At 41.1% G+C, this 18,093-nt stretch carries 16 protein-coding genes and 3 tRNA genes; 10 read left to right on the top strand and 9 right to left on the bottom strand.

Features of this window, described 5'->3' with window-relative positions; all coding sequences use genetic code 11:
* The 5 genes from L3V38_RS15105 to uvrD all read right to left on the bottom strand — a co-directional run.
* Positions 1–319: transposase (locus L3V38_RS15105; protein WP_346729916.1), on the bottom strand; the 319-nt coding region annotated here is incomplete at its 3' end.
* Positions 320–525: 206 nt separating this feature from the next.
* The gene (locus tag L3V38_RS15100; protein ID WP_237119896.1) at positions 526–1,374 is read right to left on the bottom strand and encodes a CZB domain-containing protein; all 849 of its coding nucleotides are present in this window, start codon (positions 1,372–1,374) and stop codon (positions 526–528) included.
* Positions 1,375–1,435: 61 nt separating this feature from the next.
* On the bottom strand, positions 1,436–2,566 hold the full coding sequence (locus L3V38_RS15095; RefSeq protein WP_267136391.1) for an ABC transporter substrate-binding protein: 1,131 nt from the start codon (positions 2,564–2,566) through the stop codon (positions 1,436–1,438).
* Entirely contained in the window at positions 2,529–4,598 is a 2,070-nt protein-coding gene (locus tag L3V38_RS15090) for a GNAT family N-acetyltransferase (RefSeq protein WP_237119894.1), read from the bottom strand. Before L3V38_RS15090 ends, L3V38_RS15095 begins: the two co-directional genes overlap by 38 nt.
* Positions 4,576–6,741: a DNA helicase II gene (uvrD, locus tag L3V38_RS15085; protein ID WP_237119893.1), complete on the bottom strand. Its 2,166-nt coding sequence runs from the start codon at positions 6,739–6,741 to the stop codon at positions 4,576–4,578. The genes L3V38_RS15090 and uvrD overlap by 23 nt, the downstream gene beginning before the upstream one ends.
* A 258-nt stretch (positions 6,742–6,999) precedes the next feature.
* Between uvrD and L3V38_RS15080 the strand changes: the two genes are divergently transcribed.
* Both L3V38_RS15080 and L3V38_RS15075 read left to right on the top strand, forming a co-directional pair.
* Positions 7,000–7,224, top strand: a complete 225-nt coding sequence (locus tag L3V38_RS15080) for a hypothetical protein (RefSeq protein WP_130149110.1) — start codon at positions 7,000–7,002, stop codon at positions 7,222–7,224.
* Between the two features lie 122 nt (positions 7,225–7,346).
* Complete coding sequence (locus L3V38_RS15075) at positions 7,347–7,715, top strand: YacL family protein (protein WP_130149109.1); 369 nt, start codon at positions 7,347–7,349, stop codon at positions 7,713–7,715.
* A 32-nt stretch (positions 7,716–7,747) separates the two neighbouring features.
* Here L3V38_RS15075 and L3V38_RS15070 read toward each other — a convergent pair whose 3' ends face one another.
* Positions 7,748–8,377 carry a peroxiredoxin-like family protein gene (locus tag L3V38_RS15070; protein ID WP_237119892.1) on the bottom strand — a complete coding sequence of 210 codons (630 nt, stop codon included), beginning with the start codon at positions 8,375–8,377 and terminating at the stop codon, positions 7,748–7,750.
* 122 nt (positions 8,378–8,499) lie between these two features.
* Between L3V38_RS15070 and L3V38_RS15065 the strand changes: the two genes are divergently transcribed.
* Positions 8,500–9,120, top strand: a complete 621-nt coding sequence (locus L3V38_RS15065; protein ID WP_237119891.1) for a dUTP diphosphatase — start codon at positions 8,500–8,502, stop codon at positions 9,118–9,120.
* A gap of 160 nt (positions 9,121–9,280) precedes the next feature.
* Here L3V38_RS15065 and yrfG read toward each other — a convergent pair whose 3' ends face one another.
* Positions 9,281–9,937 carry a GMP/IMP nucleotidase gene (yrfG, locus tag L3V38_RS15060; protein ID WP_237119890.1) on the bottom strand — a complete coding sequence of 219 codons (657 nt, stop codon included), beginning with the start codon at positions 9,935–9,937 and terminating at the stop codon, positions 9,281–9,283.
* Between the two features lie 61 nt (positions 9,938–9,998).
* Between yrfG and nudE the strand changes: the two genes are divergently transcribed.
* From nudE to L3V38_RS15025, 7 genes are all read left to right on the top strand, one after another.
* Positions 9,999–10,571 carry an ADP compounds hydrolase NudE gene (gene nudE, locus L3V38_RS15055; protein ID WP_237119889.1) on the top strand — a complete coding sequence of 191 codons (573 nt, stop codon included), beginning with the start codon at positions 9,999–10,001 and terminating at the stop codon, positions 10,569–10,571.
* A complete protein-coding gene (gene cysQ, locus L3V38_RS15050; protein WP_237119888.1) occupies positions 10,564–11,361 on the top strand; it encodes a 3'(2'),5'-bisphosphate nucleotidase CysQ in 798 nt (265 codons plus the stop codon). Before nudE ends, cysQ begins: the two co-directional genes overlap by 8 nt.
* A 240-nt stretch (positions 11,362–11,601) precedes the next feature.
* A tRNA-Met gene (locus L3V38_RS15045) sits at positions 11,602–11,678 on the top strand.
* A 61-nt stretch (positions 11,679–11,739) separates the two neighbouring features.
* Positions 11,740–11,816: transfer RNA gene (locus L3V38_RS15040), tRNA-Met, on the top strand.
* Positions 11,817–11,970: 154 nt separating this feature from the next.
* Positions 11,971–12,047 (top strand) — tRNA-Met (locus L3V38_RS15035).
* Positions 12,048–12,455: 408 nt separating this feature from the next.
* The gene (locus tag L3V38_RS15030) at positions 12,456–13,070 is read left to right on the top strand and encodes a trimeric intracellular cation channel family protein (protein ID WP_062568185.1); all 615 of its coding nucleotides are present in this window, start codon (positions 12,456–12,458) and stop codon (positions 13,068–13,070) included.
* Positions 13,071–13,107: 37 nt separating this feature from the next.
* Positions 13,108–14,619, top strand: coding sequence for a YifB family Mg chelatase-like AAA ATPase (locus L3V38_RS15025; RefSeq protein WP_130151456.1), 1,512 nt, complete (start codon positions 13,108–13,110; stop codon positions 14,617–14,619).
* A gap of 4 nt (positions 14,620–14,623) precedes the next feature.
* Here L3V38_RS15025 and L3V38_RS15020 read toward each other — a convergent pair whose 3' ends face one another.
* Together L3V38_RS15020 and L3V38_RS15015 are read right to left on the bottom strand one after the other, a co-directional pair.
* Positions 14,624–15,328 carry a response regulator transcription factor gene (locus tag L3V38_RS15020; protein ID WP_130151457.1) on the bottom strand — a complete coding sequence of 235 codons (705 nt, stop codon included), beginning with the start codon at positions 15,326–15,328 and terminating at the stop codon, positions 14,624–14,626.
* A gap of 164 nt (positions 15,329–15,492) precedes the next feature.
* Positions 15,493–17,988, bottom strand: coding sequence for a S9 family peptidase (locus L3V38_RS15015; protein WP_237119887.1), 2,496 nt, complete (start codon positions 17,986–17,988; stop codon positions 15,493–15,495).
* Positions 17,989–18,093: the final 105 nt, after the last annotated feature.

The following is an 18,093-nucleotide window of genomic DNA, read 5'->3' as shown; positions in this document are numbered from 1 at the left end:
TGCGGACATTAGGCACTTTACTAGCAATGGCTATCGCAATAGCATCGTTTGCATCTGTTTTTTGACCTTGTCTAAATGCTTTAACAAATAAAGGGTCAAGCAACATGACTTTATGACCAAAGGATTGCGCAGTACGTGCAAAATATTGAGCGCTTGCGCATGCTTCCATAACAACAACGGATGGTTTTGCTTTAACTAATAATTCAAGCAATGCTTTGCGGTTGGTTTGTTTATTAAATTTAAGTTTATTACCTTGAAACTGCGCAACTTGGAAAATGTTTTTTGCTAAATCAATAGCAATTAAATTAGACTGTGTCATGTATGGACTCCTTAATTGGTAAAAGATGTTTTGCAATTTCTTTATACCGTACTCTCCCGTTAATGGGGAGGAGTCCATACATCTGCTACGTGACAAGGCCACCCCAACGCATTTGTCGTCGCGATTTTATATCGCGCTCTATGAGCGAACAGACAACCCATGGATAGTGAAATGGCATATACCGTCCACCTCTGCCATTAAGGTCACTAAAATAAGCCGTAGGCCTCAGTTTCTTCCTCTTCTTGGTTGCTCAGATGTTCTGGGCGAAATATAGCGCTTGGGTCAATGAGTAACGTATGCTTATTTTTCATTTTTATTAAACCGCGCATCATATTTTTGGTTTGTGGGTCTACATCAAAGCCGACGGACGTTAACTTATCTAAGGGTTTAATATCCTCTTTTTTAACGTTGATGTTGTCTTCTACTTTATCAACCAGTAATCCTATATGTGGTGTGATGCCATCCTTTGTAGTGAAAATAATAATCGGTTTATAGTCGAGGATTATCTGTTCTCTAGCAGACTCAAATAAACGTATTAGTTGGTTAAAGATGTGCCTCTTTTTTTCTTCAAATATATGGATTAACTTATCTTTAGGAAGGTTCTTTTGTAATTCGAGTAACTCACCAGCCATTGCATGTAGTGCTCTGTGGGGAGTATCAAATTTGTTAAGAATGTTTTGCAAGTCTTCATTGTCTGTTTTGAAGCTATTATACCACCGGCCAAAAGCGCATTTGTCAGGATCGGTTGATTGTGTAAACACAGCACCAGTGAGCAGGCTCTCTTCTAGTGCATTTAACCAGAGTTGGTGCTCTTTTTCTTTCTCAGCTAATAAATCTGTTAACGCAGCATTTGTTTTATGAGTCGATTGGTTATTAAGTACAATTCCTAAGTCAAATATAGGAGTGGGTGTATCCATATAGTCTTTAACGCCAATAAAGCTTTTATTTTCATTAGGTAGGGACGTTAGGTTATTTTCGTAACGTTCTGTTAGAAGAATATCGAGTATTTTAAGTGAAATGGTCTTATGCCCAACACGAAAATTAATCAGATCCATATTTCCCTCAAAGCCTTATTAAGTCTTTAAAGCATAGAACATTATTCTGATTTAGCAGTAGTTAATCTTGATTACTTTTAAAATATGAGCGATAAATTTTTTTATCACTATTACCAGTCTGCTCACTAAATAACTTTGCGAAGTCAGTATCTTCTTCAAATAGTGCATTTAACTTGGAAAGTAAGCATTGATTATTTAAAGGGGGAGAGCACTTTTGAGCAGCACTAACCAGTGCCACTGCATTTAGATAACCTTCAAAAATTATGCGATTTGCCTTCCTTTGGTAGGGCTTAATGTCTTCATTGAATTGCACGCACCAAGCGTTATCACACCGATTAGGATCGGGGACGACTTCGGTGACCATAATATTGCTTGGATGCTTAATTCGCTTGTATAGTTCATGGCTTGATGCAAAAGAAACGGCGGTGTAGTCGGGTGTGAAACCCTGCTGATAGCCTTTATTGATAAACTCAGCTAACGGTTTGTATGTACCTACCATACAGATTGCAGTCGCTTTACTTTGTTTAAGTTGCGTTAGTGCCTTTGCAATATCTTCGCTATTACGTTTAAATCGGGCAACTTCAATAGGTTTTATTTCATATTTTTCTAAAGCTAAAATTAAATTACTTTCAACAACATAACCAAATTCGTCAGCTTGAATCATTAAAGCAATTTTCTCATGCTGACGTTCTTTTACTAAATAATCAATTTGTTCAGACGCTTCATCTTGATAGCTTGCACGTAGGTTAAATACATTCGGCATTGAATCATTATGCAGGAAATCTGCACCTGTAAAGGGCATCAGAAAGGGAGTTCGATGCCTATCAAGCAAAGGTTTAATGGCATGTGCAGTCGGTGTTCCCATTGAACCAAATATTGCGTGGATGTTGTCGCTAAATAAAAATTGCCGTGTATTTACAACCGTATTTTTTGGCTCATAACCGTCGTCAGCAATTATCAGCTTGATATTTTGACCATTAATACCGCTATCAGCATTTATCTTATCGAAATAAATATTGCTGCCGAAAGCTAATTGCTCGCCAATTTCTTTTGCTGGCCCTGATAATGCTGTAGACATACCTAATTTTATAGGGGGGAGAGTGTCTTCGGCATGACCCAAAGTGGATAAAAGTGAAAGAGATAACAATATGCTCTTAATTGTCGATATTATTGAGAAGTTTAAAGTGAGCATACCAACCTTGCACTGCGGCTTTGAATTGTGTGTTTAATTCTTTTTTTCCGGACAGATTTGCTTCACTAATGAAGTGATCGGTACAGGATTGTTGTAATATTAGCCGAATAAGTATGAATTTTGTATCTTGATTGAGCAAGTTTAGACTAATTGGTGTATGCCAGATCAGTTGCCACAGTAAGGGTTGAGCATTAAATAACGAAAATTCAGAATTTATAAGGCGCTCAGCCCTGCTTAATAATACAGTTGGACATTCGCTTTGTGGAAAATGGGGTAATAATTCAGCAATCAGCTGCCAAGGTAAGTGACTAAAGTGGCCTAAAAGTTGTAACGAGAAGTCGTGTTTAAACTCACCAATGAGCTGTGTGGCTGAGTGCTTCGCTTGGCGGGTAAGTGGCTTTATGACTAAAGCCGAATGTTCCGCAGTTGCTTTATCGTGGCTAAAACCCAACTTAATGACCTTAAAACCATTACTTTGCCAAAACTTAACCAAGGATGCATTTGCGCCAAAGCTCGCACCGAAATAGTCGCAATTATCTAGTTGTTTTTCGCAGTAATTTAATAGGGCTGAACCTATACCTTGTTGATGACACTCTGGTGCGACAGCTATTCTCACAACTCTTGCAGAGCGTTTACATAAATCTTCTGTACTCTGGCTCAGTTGAGTAATGGTTTGTGCCATTAAATGGCCATGTGGTCTGCGCTTACCTATTTTAACTTGTTCTGCGATCTTAGCCGTTAAACCACCCTCAACAGCCACCAAACAAACTGCTTTTAGTGCATTTTCTTGCTTACAGATAGACAGTTGTAACTCGGGCGCATCAAGCAGTTGGCGTAAATCATTCACTGTGGTTTGGTAATGAGCCAGCGCCAGTAATGCCATTATTTGGCTAAGTAGTTGCTCATCATCAACGAGTTGTTCTTTGCTTATGTTTGCAAATTGGAATGGCTCACTACTTTGCGTGCTTGGGTACTTTGCATCGAGTAATAATAGTTTGCGTAGGCTATTTTCTAAAGGATCATGTTTAGCAAAGCGAACTGGCTCATCCAAAGTGATAGTCTTTAGTGATTTAAATTGACTACGTAAGTACTGTAAAAAACGTAACGTGTAACCTCGACCATTTCCTTCATAACCAACCATAGTGCTAGCAAATACGATTCGCGGATAGCTTTTCAGGATCTGTAATAGCATAGGAACCGGAATCGCCGCTGCTTCGTCGACAAATAGCAGATCGCAGTCAGGTTTTTCATGTAGGAGTGTATCTGGCGCAATATAGCTAAGGTTAGCTAGTTGCTTACAATTTTGCTCTTTAGTTATACCAAGCTCAGATGCTAAATGTTTAAAGCTTGTTTGTACGGCCTTGGCTTGGGTGGCACAAATAAGGATTTTTTTATCTTGAAGATTTGCAGCTGCAAGCCCTAAAGCAGCTGACTTACCACGACCCCGGTCTGCACTGATCACAAATGGGCGATTAGCGCGCCCTGTTGCGGTTTTAATAATTTGCTCAACACATGCTTGTTGTTGCTGATAATTTATCTCAGCAGTTGCTGGCGAAATGGATTGGTAAGTAGGAAGCGAGTGCTCAGTAAAATAATGTGGCTGCAATTTTAGCTTGGCGAAAAAACGCTGATTAAAAAAGCTGTGTTGAATCACTTCGCCATAAGAGGTAATACTTGTGAGTGCTGGGTCTTGCCACTTATCGTCATCGGGCAGCAAAAGTATCAGTACACCACCTGCTTTTACGGTACCTGCAAGCGCGGCTAGTTTATCGGCATATAAGCCGCTAAAACCATCAAAAATAGCGTGTTGAAACTCTTGGCCAAGAATTTGATGAGCATGTTTTGGAAACTTACTATTCGCTAATAGTGAGCTAGCGCTTAAAACATAGGTATTTTTAAGCGCTAATTGGTTTGCAAACTGATGGCACCAAGTTTCGCTGCCTTGCACAATGACAAGCTGGCGATGCTTTGCAATCACCAGCTCATTACACAGTGCTGTTATATACTCATTATAAGGCTTGAAGTCTTGCATACTGTGTTACAAGCCATTTGCTGCCTAGGTCATCAAAGTTCACTTGAATACGTGACTGTGCGCCGCTACCTTCGTAATTGAGTACGGTTCCTGCACCGAACTTGGCGTGTAAGACGCGTTGTCCTAAGTTAAAGCCACTATCTTCAAATGCAGCATGGGTTACTGATGGACTAAAACGACCTGCAGCAGGCGGTCTTGAAACTTGTGTTTTAATTCGGATTTCTTCGATGCAGTCTTCAGGCATTTCACGTAAAAAGCGTGATGGGCTGTGGTACTTTTCTTGGCCGTATAAACGGCGACTTTCTGCATGGCTAATATATAGTTTTTCCATCGCGCGAGTCATACCAACATAACATAGGCGGCGTTCTTCTTCTAAACGGCCAGACTCTTCATTACTTTGTTGTGATGGGAACATGCCCTCCTCAACACCAACCATAAACACCAGAGGGAATTCTAGGCCTTTTGCTGAGTGCAGTGTCATCATTTGCACCGCGTCTTCGTGCTCGTCAGCTTGACCTTCGCCAGACTCTAGTGAGGTATAAGCCAAAAATCCCTGTAGTGGTGAGCTGAACTCTTCATCTTCAGGGAGTTCGTATTGACCACAAGCACTAATAAGTTCTTCTAAGTTTTCTACGCGGGCACGGCCTTTTTCACCTTTTTCAGCTTGATACATTGCCATTAACCCCGAGCTTTGAATGGCGTATTTCGCTTGCTCTTCTAAGGTGAGATCGCTGATCTTATCTTCGATATGCTCAACAAGCTCTAAGAATTTAGTGACGGCACTCGCTGCACGGCCAGATAAGTGTTGCTGCTCGATAATAGCTTTTGCGGCATACCAAAGTGGCAATGACTCATTACGCGCGCAATCACGAATGTGGCTTAGTGTTTTATCACCAATGCCGCGAGCAGGGGTGTTAATAACGCGCTCGAAAGCGGCATCATCTTGACGGTTACCCACTAAACGTAAATACGAAAGTGCATCTTTGATCTCTTGGCGCTCGAAGAAGCGCATACCGCCGTAAATACGGTATTTTAAACCTTCTTGTAGCATCGCTTCCTCGAGTACACGAGATTGTGCGTTGTTACGGTATAAAATCGCGGCATCTTGTAATGCATTACCTGCATTTAGCCAACTACGTAGTTTGCTGCTGACAAAGCGCGCTTCGTCTAATTCATTAAACGCAGCGTAAACAGAAATAGGCTCACCATCATTGCCGTCTGTCCAAAGGCTTTTGCCCATGCGTTCAGCATTGTTTTTGATCAGCGCATTTGATGCTTTCAAGATTGTTGCCGTTGAACGGTAATTTTGTTCAAGGCGAATGGTTTCGGCTTCGAAGTCAGTTAAAAAGCGTTTGATATTCTCTATTTTTGCGCCACGCCAGCCATAGATACTTTGGTCATCATCACCTACGATCATAATACTGTTAGTGTTACCTGCGAGTAATTTTAACCAAGCGTACTGAATAGTATTGGTATCCTGGAACTCGTCTACCAGCATGTGGGCAAAACGCTGTTGATAGTGACGTAAAAGTGTTGGGTGGTTTTTAAGTACTTCGTAGCAGCGCAGCAGTATTTCTGCAAAGTCGATTAAACCAGCACGGTCGCACGCTTCTTGATATGCAGCATAGACTTTTAGCATCATCTGTTCATTAACATCGTAGGCTTGAATGTCTTTAGGTCGTAGACCTTCATCTTTTTTCGCGCTGATATACCAACCAAATTGTTTTGCTGGCCACTTTTTATCATCGATGTTCATCGCTTTAAGTAAGCGTTTGATCATACGTTGTTGATCGTCAGAATCTAAAATTTGAAAGCTTTCAGGCAAGTTCGCTTCACGGTGATGGGCGCGTAAAATACGATGAGATAAGCCGTGGAAAGTACCAATCCACATACCACCAACCGGTGCTTTTAAGGTTTCTTCTACACGAGTTCGCATTTCTTTCGCGGCTTTGTTAGTGAAGGTTACCGCAAAGATACTGTATGCAGAAGCTTGCTCAACTTGCATGAGCCATGCGATGCGATGAACAAGTACTCGAGTTTTACCAGAACCCGCACCTGCAAGTACTAGCATATTTTGCAATGGGGCTGCGACTGCATCCCGTTGTTTGTCATTTAAGCCATCGAGTAATTCAGAAACGTCCATCGTTACGCCTTTTCAATCTATAATGGGTGGAGTATAACAGGTGTTTATGCAAGGCTAAATAAAATACTGTTTTTATAAACAGCTATTTTGGCAAGTCATTAAAATTGTAAATAAAAATTGTGAATTTGACCGATTTTTAGCAAAAAGAACTAAAATCAAAATAACGGTATTTTTTAACACTTTGATTTGTAAGTCATAATAAGTTGGCATAAAGTGTGTTTATAAAAAGTATAATCATTAAAAACTACAGAGGTTAGTATGGCAGAGCAAGGTTCTGGCGGTAATGTAATCGCAGCAATATGTAATATCTTTTTTCCTGGTTTAGGACAATTGGTACAAGGTCGTTTAATGGCGGCGATTGCATTCTTTTTAGCATGGGTTATCAGTGGCGCGCTAATTTATGTTGCGATCGGTTTTGTATTACTGCCGATTGTCTATTTGTGGGCAATTATTGATGCTGCTCGTTTTAAATCACGACTCTAGCTGTTTTAAATAGCATAAACACGAGCGCCACTATGGCGCTCGTGTTGTTTAAGGCCGCAAAACTCGCTACGTTTAGCTGTAAACGGTATAATTAGCGTAATAACGTATTACGAGTACTCTTCATGGAATATCAATTTATCCGCGACCCAATTAGTGGTTTACGCATTAAAATCTCTTCTGAGCACGGCGTTATTGGTCGCTGGCTGAATGAAGAAATCGGTAAAGAAAAAGTCGCAATGGTGCAAGCTTTAATTGCTGCAGTGAAGAGCAGTCATGAGCCTTTAACCTTGCAAGGCCAAGAAATTGATTTGATTTTAAGTAAAGACGAAGCATTATTTGAAGCCCATGCACTACATCAAGACAACGAAGACTTAGTCGCCTACCAAGATGATGATTTAATGCTTGAAGAAGAGGGCTTATGCAGTGGCTGTGGTTTTGAAGACTTTGTTGATTTAATTGAATCTTGGCAAGAGTTTACGCAAGGGCGATAAGCAGAAACAGGTTCTGCTTATCAGTGGCTAGTTTATTGTTCATTGACTGATTTAACAGCTGCAAGTAATAAGTCTTCAGTTAAACGTACTTTATAATTTGGATTAGCATACTGAAAGTGAATTAACCCTTTTGTGTCAACCACAAAAACAGCAGGTACAGGTAAAGCCACCTTTGCTTCGCCATCTAGCGACACAAAGTTAACGCCAAGTTTATTACGATAGATTTTTGCGGTTTTATCATCCAGATAAAATGCCAATCCTAGTTGTTGGCTCAATGCCAAACTATCATCAGATAAAAGTTGATAGTTTGGGGAAGATATTTTGCTTTCAGCTAGCTTTTCTGGGCTATCTGGCGATATTGCGATAATTTGTGCATTGAGGCTTGCTAATTGCTTTTCAATTTTTTGCACACTGGCTAATTGCCTTGAACAATATGGGCACCAACCGCCACGATAAACAATTAATACCGTGGTTTTTTCTTTAAAACGTTCACCTAAAGAAATGCTTTTTCCAAACTGATCTTTTAAGTCAACACTTGGCATAGTTAAGCCTGGCAGTAATGGGCTAACTTGCTCAGCTGAGTTTGCAATATTCGTTGCTGTAGCTGCAATTGCTTGGCTAGATAGTACAAGTAATGCAGTAATAAGTAGTGATCTAAACATTAGGATCCTTCATGATTCTTTCTCGATTTTACAAACGACCTGTTTATAGGTGTTTTTATTTCATCAATGCCAAATTTAACTGTAGTATATAGGCAAATAAAAAATGCAAGTTGGGATAAAAAATGTCTGCTAATTTACAAAAACTCGTTGTTATGCTCGAAATGCAAAATGCGATGAATACCAAAGTTCATGAGCAATGGTTTAGCCAAGGTTTTGAATGGTATCGTGCAATTTGGGTTGAGTGTGCTGAAATGCTTGATCACTATGGTTGGAAGTGGTGGAAAAAACAAACTCCAGATACCGAACAAGTTATTTTAGAGTTAGTTGATATTTTCCATTTTGGTTTATCTTTACGCATTGATGGTGAAACCAGCTATGAGCAATTAGCCGCGCAACTTGAATCGGAATTAAGTGCGCCAGTTCAAGCGGATGACTTTAAACAAACACTAGAGCAATTAGCTGCGTCAGCAGTCGCTGAAAAGCGTTTTAATGCCGCTGCATTTGCAGGTTGTATGGCGAAAATCGGTATGGATATTGATGATTTATACCGCGGCTACGTTGGTAAAAATACCTTGAACTTCTTCCGCCAAGACCATGGCTACAAAGACGGTAGTTATATCAAAGTGTGGAACGGCCAAGAAGATAACGAACACTTAGTTGAAGTAGTTAAAAGCCTAGATACAGAGCATGCTGATTTCGCAAAGCTTGTTTATCAAGGCTTGGAGCAGCGTTACCCGAAGTAATACCAATCCGCAATAATACTTAATCATCTTGAGGGATAAAACCTGTCGCTAGCTGCGTTAAAAATTTCTGATTTAGAACAACTAAATAACGAAATTTTTGCCTTGCTATCAACAAGGTTTTATTGCCTCAAAATAGACTACTTAATTAAGCGAATTGGTATTATTCAACGGGTATAAATTCGCGAAAATCGATGGTCGATAAAAAGCCATCGAACTGCTTATGCGGTTGCTGACTATCAGGGTTGGCAACCGCAAGAATATGGCCAATACCAAACTCTTTTGCCGCATCGAGCACGGTAGGGCTGTCATCCACAAATAAAGTCCGTTTCTTATCAAACTTCCACTCTTGATGTACTTGTTGCCATAATGGTTGATGCTCTTTACTCACGCCATATTGGTGAGTTGAAATTACCCCATCTAAGTAATTATCAATAGCAGTGTGTTCAAACTTTAACATGGCACAATCTGGGTGCGCGTTAGTGAGCATGATCAATTGCTTACCAGCTTTTCTAAGCTCAGTTAGAAATGGCGGTACGTCATCACGCACTTTTATTAAATGTTGAATGTCACGTTTTAGCGACATTATTGGCAAATCGAGTTGTTGTTGCCAATAGTCTAAGCAGTACCAATTAATTTGCCCATGAACTTGTTGATAACGATGCAAAATGTCAGCTTTTGCTGCGTCTAAACTGATTTTATGTTTACGTGCATATTGCTCGGGAATAACAGTAAGCCAGAAATAATTATCAAAATGCAAATCGAGTAGGGTGCCATCCATATCTAACAACACAGTATCGATTTTTGACCAATTTAACATAGGCAATTCACTTTAAAAGATTTATGATGAGCATAACTGCCATGATAGCAAATTAATGCCAATGACACAGAAAAAGCATCCTACACCACCGCAAATTTTGTCTAATGAAGTTGTCGCTAAGAGTCGACTGTTCACCGTTGAATCCCTTGAGCTGAAGTTCTCAAATAACGAGCAAAGGCAATACGAACGAATTCGTGGTGGTGGAAGAGGTGCCGTCATGATCGTGCCTGTAACGGCTGATAACGAGCTGTTATTGGTGCGAGAATATTGTGCTGGCACTAATGATTATCAACTGGGCTTTCCAAAAGGCTTAATTGATCCAGGTGAAACTCCCGAACAAGCAGCAAATCGTGAGCTTAAAGAAGAAGTAGGCTTTGGTGCTAACTATTTTGCCGCCCTTAAAAAAGTCAGCATGGCACCAAGTTACTTTAATGCCACTATGCATATTTTGTACGCCGAAGACCTCTACCCTGAAATCTTACCAGGTGATGAACCTGAGCCACTTGTTGTTGTGAAGTGGCCGATGAGTGATTGGCCGTCTTTATTGCAACAAGAGGACTTTACAGAAGCACGAAGTGTTGCAGCTTTGCTATTATTAACAAAGTACTTAGAGTCGGGAGCTACCAATGAGTAATTTTTTAGAGCCTTGCATTCGTCTAGCTGAACAAGCAGGTGATGCCATTATGGCTATTTATCAGCAAGATGATATTGGTGCCGAGCAAAAGTCCGATCATACGCCCGTAACTAAAGCTGATTTAGCATCAAATGAAGTATTGATGGCAGGATTAAAAGCGTTGGCACCAGATATTCCTATTATGTCAGAGGAAACGCCAATCCCTGCACTTGCTGACAGAAAGCATTGGCAGCAATACTGGTTGCTAGATCCCATGGATGGTACGGGGGAGTTTATTTTAGAAAGTGGTGATTTTGCGGTTAATATCGCACTGATTGAAAATAATCGTCCAGTATTAGGTGTTATCCATTGGCCAGCGAAGCACGTTACTTATTTTGCAACTTATCAGCAAGGCGCGTTTAAGCGTGAAAATGGCCAAGATCAGAAAATTTCGGTTGCAACACCTGATAATTTAACTTTAGCTGTGAGTCGTCGACAAAAAATTGAAGCGGTAAGTCAGTATTTAAATACCCAATTCGCAACGGTCGCATTAGGCTCATGCTCATTAAAAGCGTGTATTATTGCAGAAGGTAAAGCGGATTGTTTTTTACGCATAGGGCCAACAGGTGAGTGGGATACAGGCGCATCTCAAGTGATTGTTGAAGAAGCGGGTGGCTGCATTACGGATGCTGAATTTAATCCTTTAACTTACAATCAACGAGAAAGCACAGAAAACCCAGATTTTATCGTTATGGGCCACCCTGATTGGGAGTGGCAAAAAATGATAAGTCCTCACCAACGAGCTTTTTAACAGCACTTTGTGTGCTTTTTGTTCGTTTGGTGGTGTTTTATTACTATAACTCTTGATTTCTAATCTTATTGCTATATGATAGCGCTCTCTTCGAAACAAGGCATCAATAACATGCTGTTGTTACTTAGAGATTACAGGCGCGGGATGGAGCAGAATGATAAATCATTCGTCGGACTCGCAAATACCTGAAGTCGAAGGTCGTCGGTTCAAATCCGGCTTCTGGGACTCTAAACATACAGGCGCGGGATGGAGCAGCCTGGTAGCTCGTCGGGCTCATAACCCGAAGGTCGTCGGTTCAAATCCGGCTCCCGCAACCAATTTTCTTAATTGGCTGACTTCTTAAATTAAGTGAGAAGTAAAACAAACTTAATATTCAGGCGCGGGATGGAGCAGCCTGGTAGCTCGTCGGGCTCATAACCCGAAGGTCGTCGGTTCAAATCCGGCTCCCGCAACCAATTTTTAAAAGATTGGTGTAATATTGGAACTATAAAGGTCGTCGTCACGGCGTGAGGCATTCACTCTTCACCTTCACAGCTCCCGCAACCAATTCTTTGAATTGGCTGACTTCTTAAATTAAGTGAGAAGTAAAATAAGCTTAATAATTTCAGGCGCGGGATGGAGCAGCCTGGTAGCTCGTCGGGCTCATAACCCGAAGGTCGTCGGTTCAAATCCGGCTCCCGCAACCAACTGAAATTACATAATAGACACGCTAAAGCGTGTTTTTTTATGCCTGAAATTCAGGTGTTTAGGCTTATAACCTAAAGGTCGTCGGTTCGTCCTCAAAGTTCACAGCTCCCGCAACCAACTGAAATTACATAATAGGCACGTGAAAGCGTGTTTTTTACGCCTATAGAAAGTGAAGATGCTCTTGAGGATCGAAAAAATCTTTTTATCTCATCATAATGTTTGTATTAATAGGCAATAATATGAAATCATTGTCTGCTAATAATATGGTTTCTTGCTTCAAAATAGTTCTCTTTATTAAACAGATTAATATTTTCCTTCTGCTACGTTTAGTGACTTGCATAATCTTCTCTTAAAAGATTGAAAAGTTTATGTTACAAGGTAGGTAAAATTACTTTTTAGTTACAAGTATGACTGAACTTTACCACTGGTTTGACTTAATTGGCGTGGCTGTATTTGCTGTATCAGGTACGCTGCTGGCCTATGATAAAAAAATGGATGGCTTTGGGGTTGTTGTACTTGCCACCGTAACGGCAATTGGTGGTGGTACGTTACGTGATTTAATCCTAGATGTTCCTGTTTTTTGGTTACATGATCAAAGCTATTTTTGGGCTATTTTATTTTCGGTATTTGTTACTACACGTTTAATTAATAAGCAGCGTTCGATTGAATTTAATACGCTACAGATAGCAGATGCATTTGGCCTAGCATTTTTTGCTGTTATGGGTGCTCAAAAAGCAATGTTGGCAGGTATGCCTGATACAACGGCTATTATTATGGGCGTTATTACAGGTTGCTTCGGCGGCATGATCCGTGATGTGCTCGCAGGTAATATGCCTATGCTATTGAAAGGTGAGTTATACGCAATTACCTGTATTGCAGGCGGAGTCGCTTATACGCTGGGTATTTCTTTTGGTTTTGTAACAGAGCTTGCGATGGTGATTGCAATGCTAGTGACGCTTGTTTTACGACTGGCGGCGATGAAATGGCGGCTAACGTTGCATATTTTTAAATATTCTGATTAAACTATAACTTAGGACTTGTTATAGGGACAGATTAAACGTGTCATTAGCTCGTATTTTTTCTCGTGCACAAATAGGCGTACAAGCACCTGAAGTTATAGTTGAAGTGCATTTAGGTAATGGTTTACCGGCTTTTCATATAGTTGGTCTACCCGAAACATCTGTGAAGGAAGCGAAAGATCGCGTAAGAAGCGCACTTGAAAACTCACAGTTTGGCTTTCCTGATCAGCGGATCACTGTTAATTTAGCGCCCGCAGACTTGCCTAAAGAGGGAGGGCGCTTTGATTTAGCCATCGCCGTAGGCATCTTGGTGGCATCAGGGCAGATTAGTTGTCCCGATATTCATCGTTATGAATTTTATGGTGAGCTTGCCTTAAATGGGGAAGTAAGAGGTGTGAATGCGATTTTGCCTTCCGTGCTCGGTGCTAAAGACAAAGGCCGTTGTTGCTTTCTTCCTGCCGATAATGACTCCTTGGCGAGTCTTGTTTCAGGGGTCGCACGAAAAGCAGTATATTCTATTCAGGATGTCTGGAACGATTTACTTAACCAGCAACCCCTTCCTTTGAATATTGAATACCCAGAGCAGGAATTAGATAGAGAATCTCTTCTCGATTTAAGCGATGTTAAAGGGCAACCAGGCGCGAAACGAGTATTAGAAATTGCAGCTGCTGGTGGGCATAATTTGCTATTTTTAGGCCCCCCAGGGACAGGTAAATCTATGCTCGCACAGCGTATGCCGACAATTATGCCCGCAATGTCTGACGATGAAGCGATTAGTACCGCAGCCCTCTATTCAATTATTGGTCAATCAGTCGATTTAGCGAATTGGCGGGAGCGTCCCTTTCGCAATCCTCATCATACGTGTTCAGCGGTCGCGCTTGTTGGTGGTTCGTCAAACCCAAAGCCAGGGGAAATTTCATTAGCCCACAATGGAGTGCTTTTTTTAGATGAGCTGCCTGAATTTGAGAGAAAAGTACTCGACTCATTGCGTGAACCTATGGAAACGGGCGTAGTAACGATATCAAGAGCTGCGAGGCAAATGGAGTTCCCTTCGCAATTTCAGTTGATTGCAGCTCTTAACCCAAGCCCAACAGGTAGCCATACAGATAAGCGAGCAACGCCTGATCAAGTGCTACGTTACTTATCTCGGGTGTCTGGGCCATTTATCGATCGTATTGATTTACAAATTGAGTTGCCAAGATTGACCAGTAGCCAACTACAAAGTACTGAAATAGAAGAAAGCAGCGAGCAAGTTCGCTCACGTGTTGAGCGTGCCTACGCAATTCAGCTTGAAAGACAAGGCAAAGTGAATGCGCGCTTGAATAATAAAGAAATGAATCGGTACTGTATTTTAGCACCTGCAGAACTTCAGTTTTTAGCTAAAGCCAGTGAAAAACTGGCTTTATCGCCTCGCTCTTATCATCGGGTGATTAAAGTGGCACGCACCATCAGCGATTTAAAAGCTCAGCCAAATATAACCTTAAGTGAACTAAAAGAAGCATTAAATTATCGGGCATTTGAGCGGCTAATTAGTCAGCTAACGCAACTCTAAAAGCTTAAATCGATAACATGTAACCTTTACCACGCACTGTAACAATACGCTTCTGATCCTTTTCATCACTTAATTTTTTACGTAGTCGACCAATCAATACATCGACGGTGCGATCACTAGGGCTCCAATCTGGTTGGCCAATCTCTTCTGAGATCTTTTCACGTGATGTTGCTTTACCTGCATTTGCAATTAAGCAAATAAGTACCTTGTGTTCAGCTTCTGTTAGGCGCGACTCTTCACCGTTAGGGGTAATCAAGGTTCGATTATCAGGGTGTAACTTGAAGTCGGCATATTCAATAAACTCTTCGCTTTCATCATCGTTTTGAGAGCTCTTGAGACGTTTGTGAAGTGCACGCATTCTAAGTTCGAGTTCAAGTAAGTCTACGGGCTTACATATGTAATCATCTGCACCTTGGGCAAGCCCTGCAATGCGATCGGCTTGAGAGTCTCTGCTTGATAGCATAATTACGCCAATTTCTGTGAGCGCATTGAGTTCTTTTGCTAATAGCAGACCATCACGTTTGGGCAGTACTATATCGATGATAGCTAAAGAGATTGCATTTTGTGAAGGGGCGCGAGATTGCACAATGCTCAGTGCATCGGCGCCTGTTGAGTCTACCTCAATCTCAAATTCAGTCTCTTTAAAATGGTTGAGAATACGTTTGACGAGTAGCTCATCATCTTCAACCAATAAAACTTGAATAGTCATTAGCTTCTATTTCACACTTGATTTGTTGTTATGTTAGCACTGTATGACAAAGAGTGAGAAGTGTAATGGATAGGTTTATAACTATTTCTTACAATTTAATTAGTTAGGTGTCGTAAAGTGAAAGAAAAGTTGAGTACTTTTGTAGTACTCAACTATATAAAAATCTACTTTTCAGCGTAAAGGTATTGCCACCATTGTGGCTGCTCTTTTAGATTTTTATCGAAATAAGCGAGCATGGTGTCCCACCAATCAAAGCGTTTGTCGCGTGCAAATATCTGATGGTCTGCGCCTTTGTACTCAATGAGTTCGACATCTTTTCCTAGTAACTTTAATGCCGTGTACATATTGTGACTTTCTCCAACCGGTACATTCGTATCCGAATCACCATGCAGTAATAATAATGGTGTGGTCACCTTGTCGGCATGAAAAACAGGACTATGTTGGCTGTAAAGGGTTGGATTATTCCAAGGGTAGCTATTTTTAGACGCCTCGTTAGAGTATAAGTACCCCCACCAGCCTTGGCCCCAATACGACGTAATATTAGAAATGCCAGCATGGGCGATTGAAGCACTAAACATATCCGTTTTGGTAGCCAGTAGCATAGTCATAAAGCCACCATAGGACGCACCTAAGTTGCCAACACGTTTGCTATCCACGAAGTGATACTGGTTTAAAAACGCTTTTGTGCCATCGATGATATCGTTCGCGGTGTACTCACCCCATGCATTTACGTGTTTAGCTGAGAACTCTTGGCCAAAGCCTGTTGCGCCCGTTGGTTGCACAACATAAACAACGTAGCCATGCTCAGCCCACAAGTTAAATGGATAGCGACCTGTAAAACCACGAGTAACAGGTGATGTACCGCCATAATAATAGACCAGTGCAGGGTACTTTTTGCTTTTATCTACGTTGTGCGGCAAGTAAACGCGGCCTTTAATTTCAATACCGTCTTTATTGGTAAAGTTAAACTCTTCAAGTGAGGCAATGGCAGTATCTTTATAGGCGATCGGTTTTGAATCCCATAATATTTTCGCGCGGCTTTTACCTAGGCTTAGTTGTTTCAGTTGCTGAGGTGTTGAAGCTGTAGTGCCAGTGAGCAAAATGCTGGGGTTGCGTTCTTTTGAATAACTAAATTGCTCAACAACATCAAAGCCAGCGTTCACCTTATTAAAGCGCTTTTTACTGAGATCATACTGGTAAAGTTGTACTGTATCTTGCTCTGTAACTTTTATAAGTGCATCACCATTTTCAAGTACATTGAGCTGGCCAATTGCAGGGGTAAATTCTTTGCTTAACGCTGTGGCTTTTTTACCGTCCCGACTTAACAGGTAAAGTTGCCCATCGTAGTTATTAGCAAGCATGCCTTGTGGTAGGTTACGCCCTAAACCATTGTTAAAGTCAGGACCTGCCGTTACATAAATCCCCTCGTTTGTGTATTTAGCCTGATTAAAGGTTTTAAATTGGCCAAGTACATTCAGCGCTGATGTAGCTAGGTTTAATTCAACCAGCTCAGTTGCAGGCTCGGGTGATAGTTGCATAGCTTGTGCTGAGCGACTCATTAATATGCTGCCACGTTTGGCATCAAAGTCTTCAAGTGAGTGGCTAAGTGGGCCTTGGCTTACTATTTTGCTAAGACCTGTGGCAATATCGAGCAAATAGACTTGCGATGTCGTACGAGCATACGACCAGCGATCTTGTAGGCCTTGATAGTGCTTAGTGAGCTTACCATTATCTTCAGGTGATTTTGACCAGTTAAAGATCAAGCTGTTTGAGTCATAAAATTGAAAGCCGTTCGCTCCAGAGAGGTTTTTAGCGATGACACTCAGCTGCATGGTTTTTAGATTTAAGCGTTTAAGCTCACCATTTAATAGATACACTAAACGTTTGCTGTCAGGGCTCCAAGTTATATTACTTGGCTGAGCTGACTCGAAACGATACAAAGTATTATTCTTGGCGTCTTTAAGCTCTGTAACATATTGAGCTTGATTGGCGGTGGCATCTTCGTAATGACGTTTGCTAGTGATGAAATAATCGCCATTGGGTGCCATTGACACAAAGTTAATTGTTGGCGCATCGAATAATTGCTTAGCCGATAAACCATGTTGCTGTTTAGCGCTAAATTGTAAAGCGTCTAGTTCAGATTTAGCCGTAAAATCAAGCTCAACCTGATTCCAGTTTGCGACTTGCTCCGTAATGATAACAATTTGATGATCGCCTTGGCTTAAGGCTAATTCATAGGCTTGATTTTTTTCTGTTTGTTTTTCGCCATCAATGAATAGCTGAGCGTTTTCAATGCCTTTTAAGGTCAATGTGCCTTGGCTGAATCGATCTGTTGAGGCTGTGAATTTAAGTGCTTGTAACCCACCAAGAGTTAACGCACTCACTTTGTCGAATGCTTGCCAGTCAACGTCATTACCAAACAAATGTATACTGTCACTGCTTGTTTGTAAGCTTGGCAATAAGTTTGCGATGATGGTATCTCGATGATCGGTTTGATACGGCTTAAGTTGCATATCTTCTGCAAGTGGGCCAATAAACTGAATGGCTGATTTGTCGATTGGGTCAGCCAAAGAGGTTGTGCTTAAGGCGCTGAGTACGAATGCACCAAGTGTTATTTTTAAATGGGTAGACTTATTCTGCCAAGTTCTTCTAAACGTCATAATTGAGCCTATAGTCGGTAATTTGAGCTAATATAGCACGCGCTAAAAAAGCCAAAAAGTGCTCTGCGTTAGAATGCAATCAGGGTTTGAGGTTAAGTCATACAC

This window comes from Pseudoalteromonas sp. L1 (assembly GCF_021728095.1).
Classification (GTDB): domain Bacteria; phylum Pseudomonadota; class Gammaproteobacteria; order Enterobacterales; family Alteromonadaceae; genus Pseudoalteromonas.
Note: the sequence above shows the minus strand (reverse complement) of the source record. Positions and strands in the feature narration are given on the sequence as shown.